This window comes from Pseudomonas sp. Bc-h, assembly GCF_002080045.1.
Taxonomy (GTDB): domain Bacteria; phylum Pseudomonadota; class Gammaproteobacteria; order Pseudomonadales; family Pseudomonadaceae; genus Aquipseudomonas.
Genome location: NZ_MUIN01000009.1, coordinates 240,809 through 266,292 on the forward strand (window position 1 = coordinate 240,809; position 25,484 = coordinate 266,292).

Annotated in this window: 23 protein-coding genes; 11 read left to right on the forward strand and 12 right to left on the reverse strand. The window is 60.2% G+C overall.

The features are described 5' to 3' along the window. Nucleotides 1–56: 56 nt before the first annotated feature. The gene (gene katG / locus BWR59_RS17705; protein WP_081566932.1) at nucleotides 57–2,321 is read right to left on the reverse strand and encodes a catalase/peroxidase HPI; all 2,265 of its coding nucleotides are present in this window, start codon (nucleotides 2,319–2,321) and stop codon (nucleotides 57–59) included. 299 nt (nucleotides 2,322–2,620) lie between these two features. Between katG and BWR59_RS17710 the strand changes: the two genes are divergently transcribed. Continuing rightward, a complete protein-coding gene (locus BWR59_RS17710) occupies nucleotides 2,621–3,055 on the forward strand; it encodes a GNAT family N-acetyltransferase (protein WP_081566933.1) in 435 nt (144 codons plus the stop codon). A 5-nt stretch (nucleotides 3,056–3,060) separates the two neighbouring features. Here the strand turns inward: BWR59_RS17710 and BWR59_RS17715 are convergent, their stop codons facing one another. Continuing rightward, nucleotides 3,061–3,969: a LysR substrate-binding domain-containing protein gene (locus BWR59_RS17715; protein WP_081566934.1), complete on the reverse strand. Its 909-nt coding sequence runs from the start codon at nucleotides 3,967–3,969 to the stop codon at nucleotides 3,061–3,063. Between the two features lie 135 nt (nucleotides 3,970–4,104). Here BWR59_RS17715 and BWR59_RS17720 point away from each other — a divergent pair, with 135 nt between their 5' ends. Next, complete coding sequence (locus tag BWR59_RS17720; RefSeq protein ID WP_081566935.1) at nucleotides 4,105–4,773, forward strand: type 1 glutamine amidotransferase domain-containing protein; 669 nt, start codon at nucleotides 4,105–4,107, stop codon at nucleotides 4,771–4,773. Between the two features lie 173 nt (nucleotides 4,774–4,946). Further along, nucleotides 4,947–5,249, forward strand: a complete 303-nt coding sequence (locus tag BWR59_RS17725; protein WP_081566936.1) for a DUF1330 domain-containing protein — start codon at nucleotides 4,947–4,949, stop codon at nucleotides 5,247–5,249. A gap of 72 nt (nucleotides 5,250–5,321) precedes the next feature. On the opposite strand, the gene BWR59_RS17730 is transcribed toward BWR59_RS17725, so the two are convergent. After that, nucleotides 5,322–6,803, reverse strand: a complete 1,482-nt coding sequence (locus BWR59_RS17730; protein ID WP_230982038.1) for a helix-turn-helix transcriptional regulator — start codon at nucleotides 6,801–6,803, stop codon at nucleotides 5,322–5,324. A 280-nt stretch (nucleotides 6,804–7,083) separates the two neighbouring features. Between BWR59_RS17730 and BWR59_RS17735 the strand changes: the two genes are divergently transcribed. Then, nucleotides 7,084–8,076 carry a hypothetical protein gene (locus BWR59_RS17735; protein ID WP_081566938.1) on the forward strand — a complete coding sequence of 331 codons (993 nt, stop codon included), beginning with the start codon at nucleotides 7,084–7,086 and terminating at the stop codon, nucleotides 8,074–8,076. Nucleotides 8,077–8,287: 211 nt separating this feature from the next. Continuing rightward, complete coding sequence (locus BWR59_RS17740) at nucleotides 8,288–9,196, forward strand: LysR family transcriptional regulator (RefSeq protein ID WP_081566939.1); 909 nt, start codon at nucleotides 8,288–8,290, stop codon at nucleotides 9,194–9,196. Here the strand turns inward: BWR59_RS17740 and BWR59_RS17745 are convergent. The 3 genes from BWR59_RS17745 to BWR59_RS17755 form a co-directional block, all read right to left on the reverse strand. After that, nucleotides 9,182–9,961 carry a substrate-binding domain-containing protein gene (locus BWR59_RS17745; RefSeq protein ID WP_081566940.1) on the reverse strand — a complete coding sequence of 260 codons (780 nt, stop codon included), beginning with the start codon at nucleotides 9,959–9,961 and terminating at the stop codon, nucleotides 9,182–9,184. The genes BWR59_RS17740 and BWR59_RS17745 overlap by 15 nt on opposite strands. A 14-nt stretch (nucleotides 9,962–9,975) precedes the next feature. After that, nucleotides 9,976–11,277: an MFS transporter gene (locus BWR59_RS17750; protein ID WP_081566941.1), complete on the reverse strand. Its 1,302-nt coding sequence runs from the start codon at nucleotides 11,275–11,277 to the stop codon at nucleotides 9,976–9,978. Nucleotides 11,278–11,584: 307 nt separating this feature from the next. Further along, nucleotides 11,585–12,355 carry an SDR family oxidoreductase gene (locus BWR59_RS17755; protein ID WP_081566942.1) on the reverse strand — a complete coding sequence of 257 codons (771 nt, stop codon included), beginning with the start codon at nucleotides 12,353–12,355 and terminating at the stop codon, nucleotides 11,585–11,587. 254 nt (nucleotides 12,356–12,609) lie between these two features. On the opposite strand from BWR59_RS17755, the gene BWR59_RS17760 reads away from it, so the two are divergent. After that, a complete protein-coding gene (locus tag BWR59_RS17760; RefSeq protein ID WP_081566943.1) occupies nucleotides 12,610–13,113 on the forward strand; it encodes a thioredoxin family protein in 504 nt (167 codons plus the stop codon). Nucleotides 13,114–13,243: 130 nt separating this feature from the next. Further along, the gene (locus tag BWR59_RS17765) at nucleotides 13,244–13,705 is read left to right on the forward strand and encodes an Hsp20 family protein (RefSeq protein WP_081566944.1); all 462 of its coding nucleotides are present in this window, start codon (nucleotides 13,244–13,246) and stop codon (nucleotides 13,703–13,705) included. Nucleotides 13,706–13,740: 35 nt separating this feature from the next. Here the strand turns inward: BWR59_RS17765 and BWR59_RS17770 are convergent, their stop codons facing one another. Continuing rightward, nucleotides 13,741–14,397 (reverse strand): glutathione S-transferase, encoded by a 657-nt coding sequence (locus BWR59_RS17770; protein ID WP_081567175.1) that lies wholly within the window; start codon nucleotides 14,395–14,397, stop codon nucleotides 13,741–13,743. A gap of 157 nt (nucleotides 14,398–14,554) precedes the next feature. Here BWR59_RS17770 and BWR59_RS17775 point away from each other — a divergent pair, with 157 nt between their 5' ends. Further along, on the forward strand, nucleotides 14,555–15,124 hold the full coding sequence (locus BWR59_RS17775; protein ID WP_081567176.1) for a TetR/AcrR family transcriptional regulator: 570 nt from the start codon (nucleotides 14,555–14,557) through the stop codon (nucleotides 15,122–15,124). Here BWR59_RS17775 and BWR59_RS17780 read toward each other — a convergent pair. Continuing rightward, entirely contained in the window at nucleotides 15,113–17,317 is a 2,205-nt protein-coding gene (locus BWR59_RS17780; protein WP_081566945.1) for an OsmC domain/YcaO domain-containing protein, read from the reverse strand. The two genes, BWR59_RS17775 and BWR59_RS17780, sit on opposite strands and share 12 nt — an antisense overlap. A gap of 115 nt (nucleotides 17,318–17,432) precedes the next feature. Then, on the reverse strand, nucleotides 17,433–17,867 hold the full coding sequence (locus BWR59_RS17785; RefSeq protein ID WP_081566946.1) for a GFA family protein: 435 nt from the start codon (nucleotides 17,865–17,867) through the stop codon (nucleotides 17,433–17,435). Between the two features lie 214 nt (nucleotides 17,868–18,081). Between BWR59_RS17785 and BWR59_RS17790 the strand changes: the two genes are divergently transcribed. Continuing rightward, on the forward strand, nucleotides 18,082–18,438 hold the full coding sequence (locus BWR59_RS17790; RefSeq protein ID WP_081566947.1) for a hypothetical protein: 357 nt from the start codon (nucleotides 18,082–18,084) through the stop codon (nucleotides 18,436–18,438). 45 nt (nucleotides 18,439–18,483) lie between these two features. On the opposite strand, the gene BWR59_RS17795 is transcribed toward BWR59_RS17790, so the two are convergent. Together BWR59_RS17795 and yghU are read right to left on the reverse strand one after the other, a co-directional pair. Beyond that, complete coding sequence (locus BWR59_RS17795) at nucleotides 18,484–19,422, reverse strand: Dyp-type peroxidase (protein ID WP_081566948.1); 939 nt, start codon at nucleotides 19,420–19,422, stop codon at nucleotides 18,484–18,486. Nucleotides 19,423–21,500: 2,078 nt separating this feature from the next. Then, entirely contained in the window at nucleotides 21,501–22,340 is an 840-nt protein-coding gene (yghU, locus tag BWR59_RS17805; RefSeq protein ID WP_081567177.1) for a glutathione-dependent disulfide-bond oxidoreductase, read from the reverse strand. A gap of 197 nt (nucleotides 22,341–22,537) precedes the next feature. On the opposite strand from yghU, the gene BWR59_RS17810 reads away from it, so the two are divergent. Next, nucleotides 22,538–22,957 (forward strand): NUDIX hydrolase, encoded by a 420-nt coding sequence (locus tag BWR59_RS17810; protein ID WP_081566950.1) that lies wholly within the window; start codon nucleotides 22,538–22,540, stop codon nucleotides 22,955–22,957. 36 nt (nucleotides 22,958–22,993) lie between these two features. On the opposite strand, the gene BWR59_RS17815 is transcribed toward BWR59_RS17810, so the two are convergent. Beyond that, entirely contained in the window at nucleotides 22,994–24,073 is a 1,080-nt protein-coding gene (locus BWR59_RS17815; protein ID WP_168184500.1) for a WYL domain-containing protein, read from the reverse strand. Nucleotides 24,074–24,156: 83 nt separating this feature from the next. Between BWR59_RS17815 and BWR59_RS32580 the strand changes: the two genes are divergently transcribed. Continuing rightward, complete coding sequence (locus BWR59_RS32580) at nucleotides 24,157–25,476, forward strand: hypothetical protein (RefSeq protein ID WP_178111238.1); 1,320 nt, start codon at nucleotides 24,157–24,159, stop codon at nucleotides 25,474–25,476. The last annotated feature ends 8 nt before the right edge of the window (nucleotides 25,477–25,484 follow it).

Here is a 25,484-nt window from a genome sequence, read left to right on the forward strand (position 1 = left end):
CCACGCACAAAAAACGCCTCCCGAGGGAGGCGCTTTTTATTGGCTACAAAGGCTGATCAGCGCAGATCGAAACGGTCCAGATCCATCACCTTGGCCCAGGCGGCGACGAAATCACCGACGAACTTCTCATGGGCATCCGCGCTGCCATAGACCTCGGTCAAGGCCCGAAGCTGCGCGTGGGAGCCAAACACCAGATCGACGCGAGTGCCGGTCCACTTGACCTCACCGGTCTTGCGGTCCTTGGCTTCGAAGGTGTCATTGGCGCCCGAGGTGGGTTTCCATTCCACGCTCATGTCCAGCAGGTTCTTGAAGAAGTCGTTGGTCAGCACGCCCGAACGGGTGGTGAACACGCCATGTTTGCTCTCCCCGACATTGGCCCCCAGGACGCGAAGCCCGCCCAGCAGCACGGTCATTTCCGGTGCAGACAGGGTCAGGAGTTGCGCCTTGTCCACCAGCAGCTTCTCGGCCGACACTGTGTACTGGCCTTTGAGGTAGTTGCGGAAACCATCGGCGATCGGCTCAAGGAAGCCGAAGGACTCAACGTCGGTCTGCGCCTGCGAAGCGTCCACACGGCCCGGCGAGAAGGGAACACTGACCGTCTGACCGGCATCCCTCGCGGCTTTTTCCACCCCGGCGTTCCCGGCGAGAACGATCAGGTCGGCCAACGAGATTTTCTTGCCGCTCGACCCACCGTTGAACTCGCCTTGAATGCGCTCGAGCACTTGCAGCACCTTGGCCAGTTGTTCGGGCTGATTGGCCGCCCAGTCCTTCTGTGGTGCCAGACGCAGACGCCCGCCGTTGGCCCCGCCGCGCTTGTCAGAGCCGCGGAAGGTCGACGCCGCAGCCCAGGCAGTGGAAACCAGCTGCGCAACGCTCAGGCCGGATTCGAGGATCTTGCCTTTCAGCGCCGTGGCGTCGTCCGGACCCATCGCCGGGCCACTCGCTGCTGGCAGCGGATCTTGCCAGAGGAGTTCTTCGGTCGGTGTTTCCGGGCCGAGGTAACGGGCCAATGGCCCCATGTCGCGGTGGGTCAGCTTGAACCAGGCGCGGGAGAAGGCGTCGGCCAGTTGATCGGGGTTTTGCAGGAAGCGCCGAGAGATCGGCTCGTAGATCGGGTCGAAACGCAGGGCCAGGTCCGAGGTCAGCATGCGCGGTTCCTGACGCTTGTTCGGGTCATGAGCGTGGGGGATCTTGCCAGCGCCTGCTCCGCCTTTGGGCTTCCACTGATTGGCGCCCGCCGGGCTCTTGTCCAGCTCCCACTCGAAACCGAACAGGTTCTCGAAGTATTCGTTGCTCCACCTTGTTGGCGTCGAGGTCCAGGTCACTTCCAGGCCGCTGGTGATGGTGTCACCACCCTTGCCGGTGCCGAAGCTGTTGCGCCAGCCCAGCCCCTGCTCTTCCAGACCTGCGGCTTCGGGCTCAGCGCCTACGTTGTCGGCCGGGCCTGCGCCGTGGGTCTTGCCGAAGGCGTGACCACCGGCGATCAATGCCACGGTCTCTTCATCGTTCATCGCCATGCGGCCGAAGGTTTCGCGGATGTCTATGGCCGACTTGACCGGATCGGGATTGCCGTCCGGGCCTTCTGGGTTGACGTAAATCAGCCCCATCTGCACGGCTGCGAGGGGGTTTTCCAGATTGCGGTCGCCGTCGGTTCGGCTGTGTTCTTCCCCGTGCTTGGCCGGTTCTGCGACCAGATCGCCCTGGCCTGGCTGTTCCATTTCCTTGTGTGCGCCGTAACGTTCTTCGCCACCGAGCCAGGTGGTTTCCGAACCCCAGTACACATCTTCATCGGGCTCCCAGACATCCGGGCGGCCACCGGAAAAACCGAAGGTCTTGAAGCCCATGGATTCCAGCGCGACGTTGCCGGTGAGCACGATCAGGTCGGCCCAGGAAATCTTGCGGCCGTATTTCTGTTTGACGGGCCAGATCAGCCGGCGCGCCTTGTCCAGGCTGACGTTGTCCGGCCAGCTGTTGAGCGGCGCAAAACGTTGCTGACCGGAGCCGGCCCCGCCCCGGCCGTCAGCGGTGCGGTAGGTCCCGGCACTGTGCCAGGCCATGCGCACGAACAGCGGGCCGTAGTGACCGAAGTCGGCTGGCCACCACTCCTGGGACTGGGTCATGAGCGCTTCCAGATCCTTCTTGACCGCCGCGAAGTCCAGGCTCTTGAACTCCTTGGCGTAGTCGAAGGCCTCGCCCATCGGGTCGGACAGGGAAGAATGCTGGTGGAGGATTTTCAGGTTCAGTTGGTTCGGCCACCAGTCGCGGTTGGTGGTGCCACCGCCGGCTGCGTGGTTGAAGGGGCATTTCGATTCATTTGCCATGTCTGGATCTACCTTTGGTCGTATCCATCGGCCATCCCGCCCATCGGGGCTAAAGACTGCGATGAGTGAACTTCAGTAGCACAAGGTGCTTATTCTTATCGCCTGATCAGGTGTTGACTGGACGGCCTCGGCCGACGCTAGATCAAGGGTAGCCGTGTTCCGCCAGAGTACTAATAGTCAAAACATTCTGTAGCGATAGAGCGAGACTTTCAGACCGTGTTCGCGCTGACATGCCGCTGTCACATCATCGCCCCGGCGCTCTGCTACCCTGCCCCGTCCGACTTTCGACAGGCCCTCCCATGATCAACATTCGAGTGATGACGATGGACGACTATGACGCCGTCATCGAGCTGATGCGCAACACCCCCGGCATCTCTCTGCGCGATGCCGACTCCCGCGAAGCCACCGCTCGCTACCTGCAACGCAACCCCGGCATGAGCTTCGTCGCTGAAAGCGAGACCGGCCTCTGTGGCTGCGTGATGTGCGGACATGACGGACGCCGCGGGTATTTGCAACACGTGCTGGTGCTGCCCGAGTTGCGGCGCCAGGGCATCGCCCGATCGCTGGTGCAACGCTGCCTGTCGAGCCTCGAGGCGCTGGGGATCGGCAAATGCCATCTCGACGTACTCAAGACCAACGACGCCGCCGCCCGCCACTGGAAAAACCAGGGCTGGCAACTGCGCCAGGACATCGACCGCTATTCGTTCACCCGCCCAGGCAACGAGAACGCCTGAGCCCCTCAGGCGTCTGCCGACAACTGCGCTGCCGTTTCCGCCAGCACCTGACGAAGCCACTGGTGCGCCGGATCGTTGCGATAACGAACGTGCCAGGCGATGTCCACCGGAAACGTGCCCAGATCCACCGGGGGCTCCAGCACCTTCAGCCGCGGGTCCTTGGCGATCTGGTTGCAGATCAGCCGGGGCAGCGTGGCGCAGTAGTCGGTCATCGCGATGATTTCCGGGACGGCCAGAAAGTGTGTCACCGAGATCGCCAGTTCCCGTCGCAGCCCTTGGCGCTCCAGCGCCTGAAACAGCCCGACGCGCATTCTCCCGGGTGGCCTTACGTTGACGTGCCTCAGTTGCTCGTATTGCTCGCGCGACAGGCTGTCACCGACGTCGGGATGCTCGGCCCGCACCACGCAGGCCAGACCGTCGTCCATCAAGTGCTGAACGATCAGGTTGTCGGGCGGATCGACAATGCGGCCCAGCACCATGTCGGTCGAGCCCGAGATCACGCCTGTTTCGGTCAAGTCAGTGCCAAACGGCGCCAGTGCTACCTTTACCCCCGGCGCCATCTGGCGAAGCCGGGCGATCACCCTCGGCATGAGGACGATTTCGACGTAGCTGTTGGGCGCAATGCTGAACTGGCGCGTAGAGATCGCCGGATCGAAATGCTGTCGGCCGAGAATGACCTCATCGAGGCGGGCCAGCGTCTCGGCGATCACTGGGGCGATCTCTTCGGCGAACTGAGTGGGCTTGATGCCGTAGCGCTCACGAATGAACAGCGGGTCGCGCAGGGTATCGCGCAGCCGGTTCAGCGCATTCGACAGCGCAGGCTGGGTGATGCCGAGTCGCGCGGCCGCCCGGGTCACGCTGCGTTCTTCCATGAGTGCGGTAAAAACCGGGAGCAGATTGAGGTCGTAGCGCATGTCTTATAACGCTCTGTGAATATCTGAAATCAGATAAGTAAATTTCTCGAATATCTGCGAGTGGCGCAAAGTTAGCTCATCCAACGGGATTCACCAAATCGCCACACTAAACGCACCCACTGAGAGGCATTCGTCATGAGCATCAAACACGTACTGTTCGTTCTGACCAACACTGCACACATCGGCCCTAACCAGCGCAGCACCGGCTATTTCTTCCCTGAAGTCGCCCACCCGTATGAAGTGTTCGCAGAAGCGGGCGTCGCGGTGGAATATGCCTCGCTGCTGGGCGGCACCCCGCCGGAAGACGGCTACGACGAAACCGATCCGGCGCAACTGGCCTTCCGCAACAGCTCCGCGATCCGCCGCATGTCCCGCAGCCGCAAGCTGTCGGAAGTCGATGTGCTGGACTACGACGCGGTTTTCTTTCCAGGGGGGCTGGGCCCGATGGTCGACATCGCCAACAACCCGCAAATCCAGCGTGTCGTGGAACGCGCCTGGAACGGCGGCAAGATCGTCGCTGCGGTGTGCCACGGCCCTGCCGCGCTGCTGGGTGCGAAGCTGGAGGACGGCACGCCGCTGGTCCAGGGTCGCAAGCTGACCGGGTTCTCGAATGACGAAGAATTGGGCTACGCCCAGGACGACGTGCCCTTCCTGCTGGAAACCGCTTTGCGTGCTGAAGGCGCTGAATACTCCTCAGCCGACGTGTGGCAGGAAAAGGTAGTGGTCGACGGTCGCCTGATGACCGGCCAGAATCCGGCGTCCGGTGGCGCACTGGCGAAAGTGATCGTCGAGGCGCTGCGCTGAGATCCACCAGACAGATTGACCTCTAGCAGCCCGGCTTGCCGGCGGCGGCGCCCTTGAAATCGCTACCGCCGGCAAACGGAACGCCGCCCGGCCGGACTGCGACAGAATCTGATTGCCCCGTATCACCCTTGACACCGAACCACTATTTTCTTGAGTTAACCCGAGGAGCACACATGTCCGCTTACGTCATTTTCATCCGCGAGAAAACCACCGACGCCGCAGAAATGCAGCGCTACGCAGAAACCGCACCCGCCGCCCGCACCGGCCACGACATCACCCGCCTGGCGTTCTACGGCCAACTTGATGTGCTGGAAGGTCCATCGGCCGAAGGGGTCGCGGTCCTGCGCTTCCCCGACATGGCCGCCGCACGCGCCTGGTACGACAGCCCTGCGTATACCGAAGCGCGCCAGCACCGTTTCAAGGGTGCGGAGTACCGGATGCTGCTGGTGGAAGGGGTTGATGCGCTACCGGTTTGATCCTGAACAGGCTCAGTAACGAATCTGCACGGATACTGAGCCTAAACATCACGAATTGTCTTTGAACCTGAGTCAGCGCTTGCCTGACCCTTGATGAGCAAAGAGGTGACGTTCGCGAGCCCAGACGATCGCCTCTGCCCTGCTGTGGACATCCAGCTTCGAATACACCGTGGCCACATGGTTTCGGATCGTGTTGAGCGCGAGATTCAAGCGGGAGGCGATTTCCTTGTCCGCCAGACCCTCGCAGATCAGACCCAGGACATCTCGCTCCCGAGCGGTCAGATCAGTGAATGACGCACTGGGCAGGCTCCGGGTGTTGACGCGCTTCGCGTTCGCCAGCTTTTCGATCAGCGTCTGGCTGAACCAGGAGGCATCTTTCATCACGGCCTCGATGGCTTCCACCAGCTCAAGCTCCGATCGCTTGCGCTCGCTGATGTCCATGAACACGAAGAGGTAGCACGCCGCATCTTGAATGGTCACCGTATCGGCAGCGAGAACGCAGTCCATGACATCGCCGCCTTTCTTGCGAACCTTGAAATCCATGCCATCGATGCGGCCGGTCTTCTCCAGCACATCGAAGAGTTGCGCAGCGACCTTGTCTTGCTGAAGGAAATCGATCTCGAGCACGGTTTTGCCGATCAGCTCCATCGTGGTGTAACCCAGGGTTACGAAGAAGGCTTCATTGGCATCGACAATCTGCTGCCTGTCCGCGGTGCACACCATGATCGGCACCGGCGTCAGCTTGAACGTCTTGGCGAAGCGTTCTTCGCTCTGGCGCAACGCGGTTTCGGCCTTGCGCCGGGTTTCCAGATCGATGAAGGAGAACAGCATGCAGTCCTCCTCGTTCATGTCCAGAGGTTGCCCCGCCACGATGACCAGCTTGGTGCCGCCCTCGGGCATTTTCAGCTCGGCCTGCATCTGTGGAATGGTCGCCCCCTCGTTCAGCCGCTCGATAGCCAGGTCCTTGCGCTCGGCGTTTTCCAGCACATCGACCTCGTACACCGAACGGCCGATGACGTTTTCCCGGGAATGGCCGGTCATCTCGAGAAATCCCTGATTGACCTTGATGAAGCGCAGATCGCTCAGGCGGCAGATCACGGCAGGCGCGGGATTGGCGTTGAAGGTCTTCTCGAATCGTTGCTCGGCGCTCGCCCATTGCGTGGCGTCAGCCATGATCAACACCAGCGACTCCGCCTCCCCGCTGCTGTCTTCCAGCACCATGCTGCGCACACGATGAACCCGGCTGCGATCGTCCTCATCCCCTACCCGGCTGACATCGACGAGAACGTCGCTGAACACTTCGCCTGATGCCACGCGGCTGATCGGGTACTGGTCGGCGTCCAGCGGATGGTTATTGCGATAGCGCAGGGAAAACCGTTCGCGATACTCATCGCCATTCGCCCCCAGCTCGCCCACTTCGTCGACACCGTGCATGAGCAGAGCCGCTTCGTTGGCCCAGATGATGGTCTGATCGTTCTCGACCAGGATGACCCCGTCTGACAAGCCGGAAATGATCTGCTGCAACTGACGACGGTTGGTTTCTCGAGCAAGCACAGCATCTGTCGTGTCATCTCCTGGCGTTTGCGGGCCGATGCTGAATCCGATTATTCGGGCACGGCAGATCTTCGGACTCGCCGCACAGAGCTTAGTGCAGCAAGCGCTGCAAGAGTCGGTGCGAATGCACCAGCGCAAGGGGTGCAAATGCGCCATTACACGTCCCGTGCACCTCACCACACTGGTACTACGTCGCAAAAGACGAGATGAGTGACTCCCCTGAGTGATTCATACAAACCAATGCAGGGGGTGCACGGCCCTTGCACGAGAGGAACCGCTTATGACTTCAACTTACGTAACCTCCACTGCCGTCAATCCCGCCTCCCCGTTCAGGGTGTCCTGGAGTTCGGTCTTTGCCGGCGCCGCCATCACGCTGGTGACCTACCTGGTCTTGAGCGTGCTGGGCACGGCAATTGGCGCCGGGGCGATCAACCCGTTGGCGCAAGGCAATTCGCTGCAAGGATTCGGCACCGGCGCCGGTGTCTGGCTCTTCGTGAGTACGCTGCTGGCGATCGGCGTCGGCGCATGGGTATCCGGGCGCACTGCGCCAGATCGCGGCGGCTTGCACGGCCTGCTGAGCTGGACAGTAAGCACGCTGCTCACCACCTGGCTGCTGGCTTCATTGGCGGGTTCGCTGGTGGGCACAGCGGGCAACATCGCCGGCAAGGGGCTTTCGCTGGCAGCCGATGGTGTGGCCGCCGCAGCCCCCGGTGTTGGTCAGACGATCAAGCAGCAACTGGACAAAAACGGCATCAGCCTGGATTGGGACAGCCTGAAATCACAGCTGGACACCACCCTCAAGCAGTCCGGCAAACAGGAGCTCGATCCCTCGAAGCTTGACCAGAAAACCGACGCTGCCGGGGCCGATGCCAAGCAGGCGGCGACCGAGGCATCCACTGACCCGACCCAGGCCGGCGACCAGCTCAAGCAGTGGTTCGATCGCATCCAGAAAGCCGGAGAACCTGCGCTTAATGCAGCGGACAAGGACGCGCTGGTCAACATCGTCGCGGCTCGCACTGGTAAAAGTCAGGATGAAGCCCGCCAGATCGTCGATAACTATGCCCGCGCCTATCAGGAAGCCGCAGCGAAGGTCAGTCAGCTGAAACAACAGGCCGAACAGCAGGCCCGCGAAGCAGCGGACGTCGCAGCCAGACAAGTCTCCAAGGCTGCATGGGGCACCTTTTTCATGTTGCTGCTGGGTGGGGCGCTGAGCTTCGGGACGGCTCGCTACGCGTTGAGGTCACGCCCTGCAGTAGTGGTCACCCCGGTTTAAACATCACGAATCTGCTGTCTGAATCGGCATCTGGCACCCGTCCCCTTTCGTGCCAGATGCCGATGACCTGCCCTCTTTATCAACTGAGTGCCACAACACGCACAGCTCAACACGCAACGCTGTCAGGTGTGTCGCTATGTCAGGACGATGTTTTCAGCAATTGCTATCATCGGGATTAATGTTCATATCCTATCAATGACCTGGCGCTGCAATGTCCATCCACTTCGATCTCAACGACCTCCAGGCCTTCCGCGCCGTCGTCGAAAACGGCAGTTTCCGCAAAGCAGCCGAGGCCGTGCAGATTACCCAGCCTGCCCTTAGCCGACGCATCGAAAAGCTGGAAACGGCGCTGAATGTAAAGCTCTTCGAGCGCACCACGCGCAAGGTCAGCTTGACTACCGTGGGCCGAGCGTTCCTGCCTCAGGTTGAACGACTGCTCGACGACCTTGATATTGCCTTGATGACCATCGGTGACGTCGGCTCCACCCGGATGGGGAGCATCACGGTGGCCTGCGTGCCGTCAGCGGCGTATTACTTCATGCCCAAAGTCATCAGCGCGCTCCACCAACGCTATCCGAAGATCAGAGTCAAACTGCTGGATGCGAGCGCGAACGAGGTCAATAGCGCCGTGGCGCTCGGGGAGGCTGATTTCGGCGTCAGTTTCAGCGGTAACCTGGCGCCGGAGGTCGAATTTGAATTACTGCTGCAGGAACGCTTCGTCCTCGCCTGCCGCCATGACCATCCGCTGGCTACACGCGAAAGCGTGACCTGGGAGGAAATGTACGAATACGACTATGTCTCGCTGGATAAAACATCGGGCAACCGCCTGGTGCTGGACCAGGCTCTTGTACGCATGCCATCCGACAAACCGAGTATGTGCGAAACCCGGCACGTCACGACGATGATCGGCCTGGTAGAAGCAGGACTTGGCGTGGCAGCGGTTCCATCAATTGCGATGCCAATGACCCCTCACCCCATTTTGGCAAGCGTGCCATTGGTTGATCCGCAAGTGATTCGCAACGTGGGTTTGCTCAAGCGTCGAGGGCGTACGCTGACGCCCGCCGCGCTTGAGTTGGAACGCCTGGTAAGAGAGCTTCCGATTCCGTCAGCGCGCCACTGAGTCCAGCCCGGTTGACTGGACCGCAGCTTGTGCCTTGGGCGAGGCCATGTAGTCGAGCAGTGCCTTTGCCTGTTTCGGATGCTCGGCATTGACGGGGATACCCGCTGCGTATCGCGTCACTGACTGAACATCCTCAGGAATTTTTGCAACGAAGGTCACACCCGGAATCGGCAGCAACTCGGCAACCTGCTGAAAGCCCAATTCGTAGTCGCCTTTGGCGACCGCGGAGGCGACCGGGATACGTTCGATCATCTTGCTTTTGGGCACAAGCTGTTGCTGGATGCCCAGTTTCTTGAACAGTTCTTTCTCGATATACACGCCACTGGCGCTGTCGGAGTAAGCCACCGACCGGGCGTTGAGCAACGTATGTCTGAGCTCGGCGTCGGTGCTGATCGAGGGTTTGGCGGCGCCTTGTCTGACGACCATACCGATCCGCGAATCCGCCAGCTCCACACGGGATGCGGGATCCACCTTGCCTTGCTTGATCAGCTCATCGAGCGCGTAGCCCACCATGATCACCACGTCAGCCCGTTCCCCACGCGCCAGGCGGTTCGGGATGGCCTCAGTGGCCTTGCCCATGGAGGGCCCCAGAATGGTAGTCAACGTATCCCCAGAGGAAGCGGCGTACTCTGGCCCCAGCAGCTTGTAGGCTGCCGTGAACCCGCCGGATGTCATGACGTTGAGTTCCTCTGCCTGGGCAGTGGCGCTCAGCGCCGCGCAACTTAAAAACAAGCCTGCCAGAGAAGTTTTATAGAGCGATGTCATTGTCGTTTCCTTGTTTATACGGCCAACTGGGGACGGACTGAAATGTGCCTGTACAGGACCAGCGTCGCAGCCAGCGCACAGACCGCAGCGAATGTCATCCAGTACGCGGGAGCGGCTTTGTCACCGGTGAGATGGATCAGCCAGGTGGATATCGCAGGCGTGAAACCGCCGAACACAGCCGTCGCCAGGCTGTAGGCCAATGAAAATCCCGCGACTCGCACCTCCACCGGCATGATTTCGGTCAACGCAGGAATCATCGCCCCGTTGTACAAGCCGTACAGAAATGAAAACCAGAGCAGCGCTTCCAGCATGTGAGCGAAGCTGGGTGCCTGAGCCAGAAACGACAGCGCCGGATAAGCGCTGATGATGGTCAAGAGGGTCATCGTTACCAGCAACGACTTGCGGCCAAAACGGTCACTGAGCGCCCCGCCGATCGGCAGCCAGAAAAAATTCGAGACACCTACGAGCAAGGTCACAAGCAATGCATCGGAAGTGCTCAGATTCAACACCGTCTTGCCGAAGGTCGGTGCATAGACTGTGATGAGATAGAACGCCGTGGTCGTCATCGCCACCATCAACATCCCGGCGACCACCACTCGCCAGTTCTGCAACAGGGTCGCGAAGACCTCTTTCATGGTGGGACGGTGAGAACGGGTAGCGAACGCTTCGGTCTCTTGCAGGCTACGGCGCAAGATGAAAATGAACGGGATGATCAGGCAGCCAATGGCGAACGGAATCCTCCAGCCCCAGTCGGCCACCGTTGCAGGCGCCATCCACTGGTTCAGCGCGAACCCCAACCCTGCCGCGACAACGATTGCCACCTGCTGGCTGCCGGATTGCCAACTGGTATAGAAACCCTTGCGCCCAGGAGTCGCCATCTCCGCCAGGTACACTGAGACACCGCCCAACTCCGCGCCGGCGGAGAACCCCTGTAACAGGCGCCCCAGCAGCACAAGGGCCGGAGCCCACAGCCCGATACTGGCGTAGCCAGGCACCAGAACGATCAACAGCGTACCGCTGGCCATGATCGACAATGTCACGATCAAGCCTTTACGCCGCCCGACGTCGTCGATGTAGGCGCCAAGAATCACCGCCCCCAGGGGGCGCATGAGGAAGCCCGCGCCAAAGACTGCGAACGTCATCATCAATGACGCGAATTCACTTGAGGCGGGAAAGAAGGCGGCGGCAATCTGGGTGGCGTAAAAGCCGAAAAGGAAGAAATCGAATTGTTCGAGGAAGTTGCCCGATGTCACCCGGAATACCGCTCCGGCGCGGGCTTTGGCGGATGTCGCCCGCAGATGGGGTGAGCCATGCATGATTGTTCTCCAGCGATCTTATTGATGTGCTTATTAGCGCTTGTCGCCGGAGATTGTGATTGACACACCTTGAAACGTTAATTGCTAAGTTTTCATCGATTGATGTGAATCGCTTATCAATGGTGGACTGACCTCAAGCTGCACATCCATCGGTCAGCAGTAGTGAGTGGGTCCGCCCCGGACAGTCGATATGTGTTCTCAAAGGACCGCTGCGGCGCTGCTCCAAGCCCGCGCTCAGCGGTCACGCTCGACATGTGTCGAAGGTGTAAGCCGAGCGCGGGGCGTGCCACCCGACGCTTCGCCACAACTACACCAACGGCGTTTCCGCACCGTCCATCGTGATCGTGGTGGCGGTGATGTAGCTGGCTTTGTCCGACGCCAGAAACAGCACCAGATCGGCGATTTCTTCAGGCCTGGCCATCCGTCCCATGGGGATTTTCTGGACGCTGCGCTCAACGGCGGCGTCGACTGAAATCCCCGAGTGTCGCGCATCGGCGGCCATGCCCTCGGCGACGCGGCCGGTCTCGGTCAGGCCCGGATTGATCCCCACCACCCTCACCCCCGAACCCGCGTAGGCGTTACCCAGCCCGGCCGTTGCCAGCATCAGCGCTGCATTGGCCGACCCACCGGCCAGATGAATCGGCTTGGCCACCTTGCCGCCGGATCCGATGATGTTGACCACCACGCCGCGCCCGCGCGCCGCCATGAGTTTCACAGCCGGGTCGAGGACATTGATCGTCGAGAAAAACTTGGCGTCCATCGCGGCGCGCCAAAATGCCGGAGTGAGGTCTTCGGGCGGCGAGCGTCTGGCCGCGCCCGCCGAGTTGACCAGCACCTCGATCGGGCCGACTTCCTGCTCGACGCGCTGCACCAATGCGGCGGCGGACTCTTCGTCACACAGATCGGCAGCAAAGCCGACCGCGCCCGGAAGTTCTGCCAGCGCGGCCTCGATGTTGGCCTGCGCGCGCGAGCTGATCACCACCCGCGCCCCTTCTGCCACGAACTGTCGGGCACACGCCAGACCGATGCCCTTGGACCCGCCTGTTACCAGCACAACCTTTGCGTCAACGCTGTTCATGACCCTGGTTCCTTGATTGGAGAATGTGTCGAGCACCCGAAAGCGAAAGCCACATTACGCCAGAGCACCCGGCGCACGACAGTGAAACCGCACGTTCACCCCACGGAGGTGGCCTCGCCACGACCTCTGTGGGAGCAACAGGAGGAACGACGGTCGCGATGAGGCCGCTACATTCGACTGACTGCGCAACGACAGTTGCCGCCCCCCGACATTTCTGCTGGGATGCGGCATCCATCTTTTACAGAGCAATCAGCATGATCACCTACCAGCAACTGTTCGACTTCGGCGAAGACTTCAAGTCGTTCGTCAGCCGTGGCATGTCGGCGGAGATCGCCGCCGTTCGACAGATTCAGGAAAAACTGGCCGAGCCTGGAATCATTACCCCGCAAAGCCTGCAACGTCTGGCCGATGTAAAGGGCCGGTTTCATCTGCTGGTGGCCGGTGAGATGTGGTGCCCGGACTGCCAGATCAATGTCAGCGTCATGGACTTTGTGCACCGCTTTCAACCGAACATCGAGCTGGCGATCATCACCAAAGGACGTGCCGAGAACGAACTGAAGCAGCGTCTGGAGCTGGACCGCATTTCCATCCCGTTCGCACTGGTGCTGGACGATGAATTTCAGCCGGTCGGGCGCTTCATCGAAAGACCGCTGAAAGTGATTGGCGGCGGTGATGCACTCAAGCCCGACTATCGGGCCGGAAAGTATCTGGACAGCACGCTGCAGGATTTCCTGGATATTTTCGAAGCGACACGGTGATCCGCAGCCGCCACTACGAAATTTCGTTACCGCCCTTGTGTTTTCCCGCCGGTGAGCCTTACTCATTAGCGTGCTGAGCCGAAAGCGACTCGCGTCTTGATCACTTGCGCACCGCCAAGGAGATTTTGACATGGCTATTGCAAGTTCACTGGCACCGCTGTTCCGACAATCGGTAGGTTTTGACCGTTTCAACGATTTTTTCGAATCGGCCCTGCACAGCGAAAAAGCCAGCTGCTATCCACCGCATAACGTTGAACGCTATGGCGACGATCATTACCGGATCGTCGTCGCCGCTGCCGGGCTGTCCGCCGACGATCTCGACCTGCAGATCGACAAAGGCGTGCTGACAGTCTGCGGCGGGGAACGGGACACCGACGCCGGCGTGACCTACCTGCATCAGGGCATCGCCCATGGCGCGTTTCGTCTGGTGTTCCACCTCGCCGATCATATTGAAGTCCAGGGCGCGACCTTCGAAAGCGGGCTATTGATGATCTTTCTGTTGCGCGTCGTGCCGGATGAGTCGAAAGCCCGTCGGATCAGCATCAACCGCCCGGGGGACGGGCCGGACCGGTGGCAACTCAAGCATCACTGAAACGGCAAAGGCGCTCCTGAGAGCGCCTTTTTTACTCAGGCATTCACCGCCGATGGCATCGACATCGTCACGCGGTTCTGAACGCTGGGCCGTTCCTCCATCCGCGCGTACCAGGCCAGCAGCGCCTCGCATTCAGCAGGAATCGGCAAATCCACGAGTTCGGCAAAAATCAGCCCGCCAATCACCGTGATATCGGCCATCGAGAAACTGTCGCCGGCGATGTAAGGCTGCGTTCTCAGTACCGAATCGAAGTAATGCATGCCCCGCACTGCCTTGTCGCGTTGCCGGAAACCCCACTCCGGGTTCTGGTACAGCTCGACGTCTGGCCCGAGGCCCGGCGTGCCGTGATGGAAATACACGCTGACGGCATCGAGCAGTTCGATCTCCGCGCGTTTGTTCATCATGTGGATCAGGCCCTGCTCCAGCGCTGTTCTGCCGGTCAATGTGGGCTCACCATCCAGCGTGTCGAGGTACTGGGTTATGGCCGTGCATTCGGCGAGGAAGGTGCCGTCTGGCAGTTCGAGTACCGGTAGGGTCCCGGAATAATTCCTGGCGAGAAAGTCGGGGAGCTTGTGCTCGCCCTTCCACAGATCGACCGATATGAAACGAACCTGCGACTGCAGATTCTTCTCGGCCAAGGCAATGCGCACACGCGCTGGGTATGGGCCAGTGTGCCAATCGTAGATGTTCATCATGGGACAACCTCAAAGGTTCAAAGAACGGGTAATGGAAGGCATGGAATTTACCTACCTGCCAGTTGACAGGTAAAAAGGTAGGCGTTAAAAAATTGCCGGTCAAGCGGTTTTTTTCGCTTAAGATGCCCAGCCAATGCAGCAGCGAGACAGCGACGTGAGCTCAAACAATCGGGAAGCGATCCTGACTGCGGCCAAGAGAGCCGCGCAGGCCCATGGCTACAACGGCCTGAATTTTCGGGATCTGGGGGAAGATGTCGGCATCAAGAGTGCGAGCATCTACTACCACTTTCGCAGCAAGGCCGAGCTTGGCGCAGCGGTCGCCAGGCGTTATTGGGAAGACGCGGCAGCGGTGCTGGAGGCTATGCAGGCGCAGACACCGGACCCGTTGCAATGCCTGCACCGGTACCCGGAAACCTTCCGCATTTCGCTGGAAAATGAAAACCGCCTGTGTCTGGGGAGTTTCCTCGGCGCCGAATTCGATGACCTCCCGGAAGAGGTGAAAACCGAGGTTCAGGCCTTCGCCGACGTTAACGTGGCGTGGCTGAACAAGCTGCTTTGCGCATCCTGTCCGGAAACGACGCAAGCTAATGAGGCGCGCGCCAAAGCCATCTACGCGGCAGTCGCCGGCGCTCAGCTCATGGCGCGCAGTCGTGCAGACATCGCGCTGTTCGACGCGTTGATCGACAGTTACCGCGCGGCCGGATTGTTGCCATCAGCCGGCTAAACCCGCCGCTTTCGCCCGTGCGCTGTGCAGCTTTTTGTAGCTTTCGACCAGACGCAAGTGGCGGTCGAGGCCTTCGAGTTTGATGCTGGTCGGCGTCAGGCCGTAGAAACGTACGCTGCCGTTGACCGAGCCGATGGCGGCGTCCATGCGCTCGTCGCCGAACATGCGACGGAAGTTGACTTCGTAGTCGGCCAGGTCCAGATCCTCGTCCAGCGCCGTTTCCAGCACCACGTTGACTGCCTGATAAAACAGGCCGCGCTCGACAGTGTTGTCGTTGTACTGCAGGAAGGCTTCAACCAGATCCTTGGCCTGGTCGTACTTCTGCAGGGCGAGATAGATCTGCAGCCTGAGTTCCAGAATCGTCAGTTGGCCCCAGGCGGTATTGTCGTCGAACTCGATACCGATCAACGTGGTGATGTCGGTGTAGTCGTCGAGCTCGCTGTCTTCCAGACCCTTGGCCAGGGTTCTGAGGCCGACCTTACTGAGGTTGTGCAGGTTGAGGATGTCGGCGCGAAATTGCAGGGCCTTGTTGGTGTTGTCCCAGATGAGGTCGTCGACCGGATAGATCTCCGAATAGTCCGGCACCAGTATCCGGCAGGCGGTTGCGCCGAGGTCGTCGTACACCGCCATGTACACCTCCTTGCCCATGTCTTCGAGGATGCCGAACAGGGTTGCGGCCTCATCAGCGTTCGAGTCTTCGCCCTGGCCGGAAAAATCCCACTCGACGAACTCGTAATCGGCCCTGGCGCTGAAAAAGCGCCAAGACACCACGCCGCTGGAGTCGATGAAGTGCTCGACGAAGTTGTTCGGCTCGATCACCGCCTGACCTTCGAAAGTGGGTTGCGGCAGGTCGTTCAGACCTTCAAAACTGCGGCCCTGGAGCAATTCGGTGAGGCTGCGTTCCAGCGCCACTTCAAGGCTGGGGTGCGCGCCGAACGAGGCGAACACGCCACCGGTGCGCGGGTTCATCAGGGTCACGCACATCACCGGGAATTCGCCGCCCAGCGACGCATCCTTGACCAGCACCGGGAAACCCTGCGCTTCCAGCCCCTGGATACCGGCGAGAATGCCCGGGTACTTGGCGATCACGTCCTGGGGTACATCCGGCAGCGCGATTTCGCCTTCGAGGATTTCGCGCTTCACCGCGCGCTCGAAGATCTCCGACAGGCACTGCACCTGGGCTTCGGCCAGGGTGTTACCGGCGCTCATGCCGTTGCTCAAGTACAGGTTTTCGATCAGGTTCGACGGGAAGTACACCGTCTCGCCATCCGACTGACGTACGAACGGCAGCGAACAGATGCCGCGCTGAGTATTGCCGGAGTTGGTGTCGTATAGATGGGAGCCGAGCAGCTCGCCATCGCGGTTGTAGATCTTCAGGCAGTACTCGTCGAGGATTTCAGTCGGCAGCGCGTCTTTTGCGCCCGGCTTGAACCAGCGCTCGTTCGGGTAATGCACGAACTCGGCGTTGGCGATGTCTTCGCCCCAGAACTGATCGTTGTAGAAGAAGTTGCAGTTCAGTCGCTCGATGAATTCGCCCAGCGCCGACGCCAGCGCGCTCTCCTTGGTCGCGCCCTTGCCGTTGGTGAAGCACATCGGTGAATGTGCATCGCGGATATGCAGCGACCAGACGTTGGGCACGATATTGCGCCACGAGGCGATTTCGATCTTCATGCCCAGCCGCGCCAGAATCCCCGACATGTTGGCGATGGTCTGCTCCAGCGGCAGATCCTTGCCGGCGATATAGGTGCTGGCGTCCGAGGTCGAGTCCAGCATCAACAGGGCCTGGGCGTCGGCGTCGAGGTTTTCCACCTGTTCGATCACGAACTCGGGGCCGGCCTGCACCACCTTCTTGACCGTGCAGCGGTCGATGGAGCGCAGAATTCCCTGACGGTCTTTATCCGAGATGTCGGCGGGCAATTCGACCTGAATCTTGAAGATCTGGTTGTAGCGGTTTTCAGGGTCAACGATGTTGTTCTGCGACAGCCGAATGTTGTCGGTGGAGATGTTGCGCGTTTCGCAGTACAGCTTCACGAAGTACGCCGCGCACAGCGCCGACGACGCCAGGAAGTAATCGAACGGCCCCGGTGCCGATCCATCGCCCTTGTAGCGAATGGGCTGATCGGCAATCACCGTGAAGTCGTCGAACTTGGCTTCAAGTCGCAGATTGTCGAGAAAGTTGACCTTGATTTCCATGGGGGTACCACAAGCGAGATAACGATTTGGCGGCCATTATCCGGCTTTTTGGCCGCAAGTCTCGGTTTTCGTCGGATGCCCCGCGCAAAACTGCCGTATCCCCTTTTCTCGCCGCTTACTCCCCACTGGGAACGAACTTCAGGGTCCCGATCAACCCGTCGCCCGGCCGCTCTTTGTGATCCATCGGATGGCGCACGCCGTCGTTGACCGGCACGTCCTCGAAATCGAACGGACTGATCCCGTCCAGACATGCGGCGTTGATGCCGTATTGATCGGGGCTGGAACGGCGCTGGTGGTGGGTGTAGATGCCGCAGATCGAGCAGAACCAGTGCCTGGCGACCTTGGTGTTGAACTGATAGAGCGTCAGGGCCTGCTCGCCCGAGGTGATTTTCAAGTCCTGCAGCTGCGCGCTGACCACCACCGCCCCGCGCATCCGGCAATAGGAGCAATTGCAGCGCCGCGCCGAGTGCAGCCCGTTTGTGAGTCGCACCTCGAATTGCACCGTGCCGCAATGACACTGGCCCTTGATCTGTTCGATATCTTTGTTCATGGCAGGCGTCCTTCTTGAAAGCGGGAATACAAGCGACCTCTTGAGTCAAAGAAACATAGCAACAGTCGCGGCCACTCGCTAACACATTCATGGAACTCAGCCGTCGAATCCCGGCCATATAAGCTGTACGCCTCTGGAACGGTGCTTATGCAGGGGGCAGGCACGGACAGCGAACACGCTGTCTCTTGGAATCCACTCGCTTACAGGTGACGCAGTGAATACTTTTGTCCCGCTGGAAAAACTCAAGGAATTCGATCTTCAGGATTATCACGAGGTCTGGCTGACGACCTCCGAGCGCTGGCCGCAAGACCCTGAAACCGCCGAGCGCATGTGTTTGTGGCGCGTAGATCGCGAACTGACGACAGACGTGGAAATCGACGATCTGTATTTTCAAAACCTGCCAAGGTTGTGGCTGGTGGTCGACAGCCTGAGTGACCAGACCGCCGTGAATGGCGTGGAGCAGGCGTTGACTACTCGTCTGAACGAGCTGGACCTCACTGGAGAATTTCATCCGCCGGAAAAAGAAAAGCTGCCGTGTGGCAGCGAAGACAAAACAGATCTGAGAAGCTGAAAAACTGAAGCCGAGTGGCAGTCGCTGCATCAGCGCTGCCAGCGGTCAATCGCCCAGTTCCTCGAGAAAATCCAACGACGGCACGAAGAACAGCGTGCCGCTGACCGCCTTGCTGAAATCCAGTAATCTGTCGTAATTACCCACCGGACGCCCGACGAACATGTTTTCCAGCATCTGTTCCAAGGGTTCGGGCGAGCGTGCATAGCCGATGAAATAGGTGCCAAATTCATCCGATCCCGGTCGGCCGAACGGCATGTTGTCGCGCAGAATCTTGACCTCTTTGCCGTCCTTCTCGATGACCGTCAGAGCGCTGTGAGAGTTGCTGGGCTTGACCGAGTCGTCCAGCTCGATGTCCGAGAGTTTCTTGCGGCCGATGACCAACTCCTGCTGTTCCACCGTCAGCTTGTTCCAGGCGGTCATATCGTGCAGGTACTTCTGGACGATCACATAGCTGCCGCCCGCGAAGGTCGGGTCTTCGTCGCCGACGATGGTGGCGTCGACGGCTCTATCGCCCACCGGGTTCTCGGTGCCATCGACGAAACCGACCATGCTGCGCATGTCGAAATTGCGGAAGCCGTGGACTTCTTCGACCACGGTAACGGCGTCGCCAAGCGGCAGCAGCAACTGGGTTGCCAGCTCGAAGCACAGGTCCATGCGGTCGGCACGAATGTGCATCAGGATATCGCCGGGGGTGGCGATGGCCTTGCGCCCTTCTACCCCGAACTCGCGGAAGTTGTGCAAAGAAGCCGGTCGGGTGCTGCCGAATAACGCATCCCAGGCGTTGAAACTGAAACCGCAGACGCAGGACAGGTTGCCGTCCGGCACGCGTTTGCCGACCGCCCGCACCCGCCCGGCAATATCACCACACCATGCCTTTACCTTGTCGGCGGATTCAGCGCCCGGCGCAATGGTCGCGACCATGAAGATGGCGCTGCTGGTGATCGGGACATCGACGCCCTGCGGATAGGGGGTGGTTTTCATCATGGCCGGACGGTTCCTGGACGGGTTCGATGACGGGTGGGGGTAAACAGACGCGAGCCTACCATTGCTTCAGACGTTGCGCCGCACCTGTGGCAGCACGGCCTGCCGGTGGGTTCGCGCACAAAGCGCCACATCACAAAGCGAACACGAGCCTGGAGTGTTGACGCCACTCCTGTCGGAGACGTCGGAGGTCACGACGGTACGGGCCGCGATTCGGACGATAGCGGGTTATCAGTTGCAGATGAGCCGCCTGACCTACCCCTATCGTCCCACCGCGGCCCGGCCTGTCAAAGCTCCAGCGTCTCACACAGGTTGCAGATGAGCCGCCTGACCTACCCCTATCGTCCCACCGCGGCCCGGCCTGTCAAAGCTCCAGCGTCTCACACAGGGTTTCGTGTGCAGCTGGAAATCTGGATACGCCACGTAATAGCGGCGCGGCCAATAGGGATCTGGCTAACGCCAGACCTGTTTCGCCTTCGGCGAGTTACTTGAAAGGACACCAAGTAACCAAGTGTCCTTGCTCCTGGTTTGGCGCTTCCTTCGTCAGCGTTCCCTCACTCCGGCGACGCTCCGTGGGCACGCCGCCATCCGCCATCCATGGCGGGGGGCGGCTCTCGCGGCATCCATGCCGCTCGGCCCACTCCACGTCACCGCCATCCGCCATCCATGGCGGGGGGCGGCTCTCGCGGCATCCATGCCGCTCGGCCCACTCCACGTCACCTGCGTTCAGCCTGCACCCAAGTCGCGATTTGTGGCGTCCGAACTGGCGCGCACATAGAAGCAAGATCAAAAGCGAACAGTGACCTGTCGTCCGGATACGATCCCTGTGGGAGAAGCCGGAGCTGTGCGACGGCAGCGAAGCGGTGGGTCAGTGATGAAGTTGTCTACTGACCTGCCCCTATCGTCCGACCGCGGCCCGGGCTGTCGCACAGCTCCAGCAGCTCCCACAGCGTTCCGTGTACAGCTGGAAATCTGGATACGGCACGTAATTGCGGCGCGGCTGGTGGGGATCTGGCTAACGCCAGACCTGTTTCGCCTTCGGCGAGTTACTTGAAAAGACACCAAGTAACCAAGTGTCCTGGCTCCTGGTTTGGCGACTCCTTCGTCGTCGTTCCCTCACTCCGGCGACGCTCCGTGGGCACGCCGCCATCCGCCATCCATGGCGGGGGGCGGCTCTCGCGGCATCCATGCCGCTCGGCCCACTGCGCGTCACCTGCGTTCAGCCTGCACCCAAGTCGCGATTTGTGGCGTCCGAACTGGCGCGCACATAGAAGCAAGATCAAGATCAACAGCGAACACAGCTGTCCGTCCTGACGCAATTCCTGTGGGAGACGCCGGAGGTCACGACGGCAGCGAGGCGGTGGGTCTGTTATGAATTTGTCTACTGACCTACCCCCATCGTCCGACCGCGGCCCAGGCTGCCGCACAGCTCCCACAGCGTTCCGTGTGCACCCGGAAATCTGGATACGCCACGTAATCGCGGCGCGGCAGATACGGGTCTGGCTAACGCCAGATCTGTTTCGCCTTCGGCGAGTTACTTGAAAGGACACCAAGTAACCAAGTGTCCTGGCTCCTGGTTGGATTCCTCCTTCGTCGGAATATTACTTGAAAGGACACCAAGTAACCAAGTGTCCTGGCTCCTGGTTGGATTCCTCCTTCGTCGGAATACCCTCACTCCGGCGACGCTCCGTGGGCCCGCCGCCATCCATGGCGGGGGGCGGCTCTCGCGGCATCCATGCCGCTCGGCCCACTCCACGCCGCCTGCGTTCAGCCTGCACCCAAGTCGCGATGTGTGGCGTCTGAACTGACGCGCGCTTAGAAGCAAGATCAAAAGCGAACACAGCTCTGGGGTTTCACGCGAACCCTGTGGGAGACGCCGGAGGTCACGACGGTACGGGCCGCGATTCGGACGATAGCGGGTTATCAGTTGCAGATGAGCCGCCTGATCCACCCCTATCGTCCGACCGCGGCCTGTCAAAGTTCTAGCGTCTCCCACAGGACTGGTGTTCAACTCAAAATCCGGGTACGCCGCAAATCTGTAGCCGCCCGGCCAGGCTGCTACAGGACTACTCGTTGCGATGTCAGCTGATATCCGACGCCGAATGCCGCTCCGGCACTTGTTTGTCTTCGTCGCCCCAGGTGCGGTTGACCCGCAGACCGCGCACCACCGCAGGCCGCTTGGCGATTTCCTTGGCCCAGCGCTGTACGTAGGTGTACTCCTCGGCAGCCAGAAACTCGGCCGCTGAATACACATTGCCCAGCACCACCTGGCCGTACCAGGACCACACCGCGATATCGGCGATGGTGTAGCTATCGCCTGCCAGATAAGCGCTTTGGGCCAGACGCCGATCAAGCACATCCAGCTGACGCTTGGCTTCCATGGTGAAGCGGTTGATCGCGTACTCGATCTTCTCCGGCGCATACAGGTAGAAATGCCCGAAACCACCGCCCAGGTACGGCGCCGCACCCATCTGCCAGAACAGCCAGTTCAGGGTTTCGGTGCGTGCGGCCAGGTCGGTCGGCAGCAGTTCCTTGAACTTCTCGGCGAGGTACAGCAGGATCGAGCCGGATTCGAACACACGAACCGGCGGCTCGACGCTGCGGTCGAGCAAGGCAGGAATCTTGGAGTTGGGGTTGATCTCGACGAAACCGCTTGAGAACTGATCGCCCTCGCCGATGCGGATGAGCCAGGCATCGTATTCAGCGTCCTTGTGCCCGAGGGCCAGTAGCTCCTCGAACATGATCGTGACTTTCACGCCGTTGGGCGTGGCCAGCGAATAAAGCTGAAACGGCTGTTCGCCGACAGGCAGTGTCTTCTCGTGGGTAGGCCCTGCGACAGGCCGGTTGATACTTGCGAACTGGCCACCGGACGCGGCCTCGTTTTTCCAGACCTTTGGTGGAACATAGGCTGCTTTAGTCATCGAACGAACCTCTGGGTTGGTCACTGCGGCCATTCATGAACCGCGACGCGAAGACGCGGCGATGCAGAATGAGACCGGATGTAAGTGAAAGCGGTTCAGGGTATGTGTTCGAGCGGGTTGTGCTCAAGATTATTTCACTGCCATGCATCAGCCGCCGCCCGCCCCTCACTCTATTGGCCAGAAGAGAAACAAAGACCATGCACCCACCGTTCTCCGGCGCCAAGATCGCCCTGTTGTGCGAAGACCGAGTGTTGACCTACCTGCGCGACGACAAGCCTTCGATTCCCTGGCCCGGCCTTTGGGACCTGCCGGGCGGTGGTCGCGAACACGGGGAGACGCCAGAGCAATGCGCTCTGCGTGAAACCCATGAGGAGTTCGGACTGACCCTCGATCCTGCGTGGATCGTCTGGCGCAAGGTGTATCCGGGCCAGGGCATGAACGGGCTCGATACCTGGTTTTTCGTTGCCGGTGTGCCACACGGTACCTTCGAACAGGTGGTATTCGGCGATGAGGGCCAGCGCTGGGAGGTCAGGAAGGTGGAAGACTTTCTGGCCATGGATAACGCAATCGAACGCCTGCAACAGCGATTGCGCGAGTTTCTCTCTCTTGATGCCTGACCCCCCTGGCCTCTGGTCTCCTTGTTCCGGTGTCGATCAAACGTCATGCGAGGCGTATGCGGACAAGGCCTTGCTCAAGGTCTCACGCATATATTCACGCAGCCCCAGCGGCTCGATCACCTCGATCTGATCTGCATTGCTCAGCAACCACAAGCGCAGACCCTGGCCATCATGAATGCCGCAGGTCAGTCGCCAATGATCGGCGCCGTCAGGCTCAATGCGCTGGTCGGGTGCCAGACGATTCTCGCTCAAGCGTTTTTGCAGGTTGAACCGGATACGCAGCACCAGGCAGATGGGTTCCTGCGAATAAAGGGAGAGCAGATCTCGGCGCACCTGGGGTGCATTGATGTCGTAATTCCCGGGTACCTCCCGTTCCAGCAGATCCACGCTGGCGCTCAGCACGCGATGCATCTGAAGCACCGAAAGCGTCCGGGGACCGTTGCTCTCGTACTTGTGTCGCGGCTGATTCGCGTCGGGCTCACTACCGGCTGGCCAATGCTCCTCATGCACGTAACAGGACACATAGATATTGGCGTCCTGAAAGGAAAGCCCGCGCACCCCTAGTACGTAGCCGACCAGCGCATCCCCTCTTTCGGGAACGCGATAGCTGACGCTGATCGTCCTCTGCGACAGCAGAGAAGTCTGGATGATTTTGAGCAGCTCTGGATCGAACGCCGCCGGCTCCAATGTCACGAAGCGTGTGGTACTGGTCAGAGTTCGAGATGACCAACCGTTTTCCGCCGTGGCTTCGAGCAATACGGATTCGGCGTAGTGCTTGATATGCGCCAAGCCCTCGACCTGCTCTTTCATGCCGAAGCGGGCGCCATGTTCCAACAGCAGCACCAGGTTCATGGCTTGATTGGCGTCCAGTTGCCCCAGGCGGTCAAGCGACACAACCAGTTTTTTCCTGAACCAATGACCACCATCGCTGCGTTCGTCGACGCCAGCTGCACCCGCGTCCTTGAGACGATTGAGATCGCGCTGGGTCGTCTTGATCGTCCTGGCTCGCCCCAGGCGTTCAACGACTCTGGCGTGCACCTCACGGGTCTTCAACTTGGCATGCTTCTCGTTGAGGCAATCCAGTACCAACATTTGCCGAATTGAAAGGCGTTGCATAAAAAGTTTTCGGTCCACGACATGAAATGTCGCGAGTCTATAGCAGACTCCATTCATTCGACAGCCACAGCCAAGGACCTTGCATGAACCGTAGTCATTACCTCGCCAACCCCGTCGTGCAAAGCTTCATTACCTGGATGAGCCGCAATCTAAACAGTGCGGTTTTCCAGCATCAGTACGTCAACCGCATGACCGGTAAACAGTGGAAGTGCGCAAACCTGAGCGATGCTTATTTCCAGTACAACTGGGACCACCCGGCCATTACCCGACTGGACGTCAAGAAAGGCGCTGACGCTCACAGCAATGGCCTGGCCCTGCTGGCGCTCAAGCAGGATCTGCAACGCGCACTGGGTGCACCAACGGCGGACGATGCGGCATGCCAGGCAGCAATCGACGTGATGATCTGGGGTGGCGTGCAGGCGTACAACATCGATTGGCTGAATCAGAACCGTCAGGGACTCGCCGCACATTTCATGGCCGTCCGCGACGCCATTGATCATGCAGACTTGAGTGCCGAGGTGCTGTTGGATGAAAACCTGCGTTTCAATGCCGGCTTGACCAAGGTCTATTCGCTGATCTGTCGAGACTTCATCATCTACGACAGCCGTGTCGCCGCAGCCCTGGGATGGGCGGTCGTCAAATTTTGCGCGGAGCACGGGATCGCCGACGTACCGGCCGTGCTGGCTTTTCCGTGGGCCCCCGCTCGCAAGACGTCGGCATCCGCAGCAAAGAACCGCAACCCGGGTCAGGGAACCTGGACATTCCCCGCGCTGGTTGGCGGCACCTTGCATGCGCAATGGAACATGCGCGCAAGCTGGCTGCTGCGCGGCGTTCTGGATGCCCCAACCGCGACCGACAGCGAATTTTCCATGGGTGACGGGCTTCGTAAACTGGAAGCGGCGCTGTTCATGATCGGTTACGACCTTGATCGCAACATTGAACAATCTGTCACCGCTGTTACCCCTTCCAGCAACGACTTCGACTGGATCGATGGACGCACCGCCGCCCAACGGCGAGCGTTCCGCTACCGAATCACTCCTGACGAAATCATCATCGACAGCAAGCCGCGCTTCGCCCTCGCGACCATCAACCTGATGCTGAATCAATTGCGCGATACGTTCGGGACCTCGCCCTTCCCTCTCGCCAACAGCGCCGACGGAGTGCGCAACGGCACAAGCCCGGAAGGCATCGGCCTGGCCTATCTGCGCGCGACGTCCGGCAAGGGCAATGTCCCGGACACCAGCAAGCTGGCCGCAGTGCTGAGCGATCTTGGCGTGTTGTCCATCACGGGCAAGCGAGGTTACTGGGTGCTCAACCCTGATCTCGCAACCGTCGACCGCCATCAGCAGATCGACATAGCTGCTGTGCTGGCGCGAATGGCCGACGACCGCAAGGCCGCCTGACAGCGTTG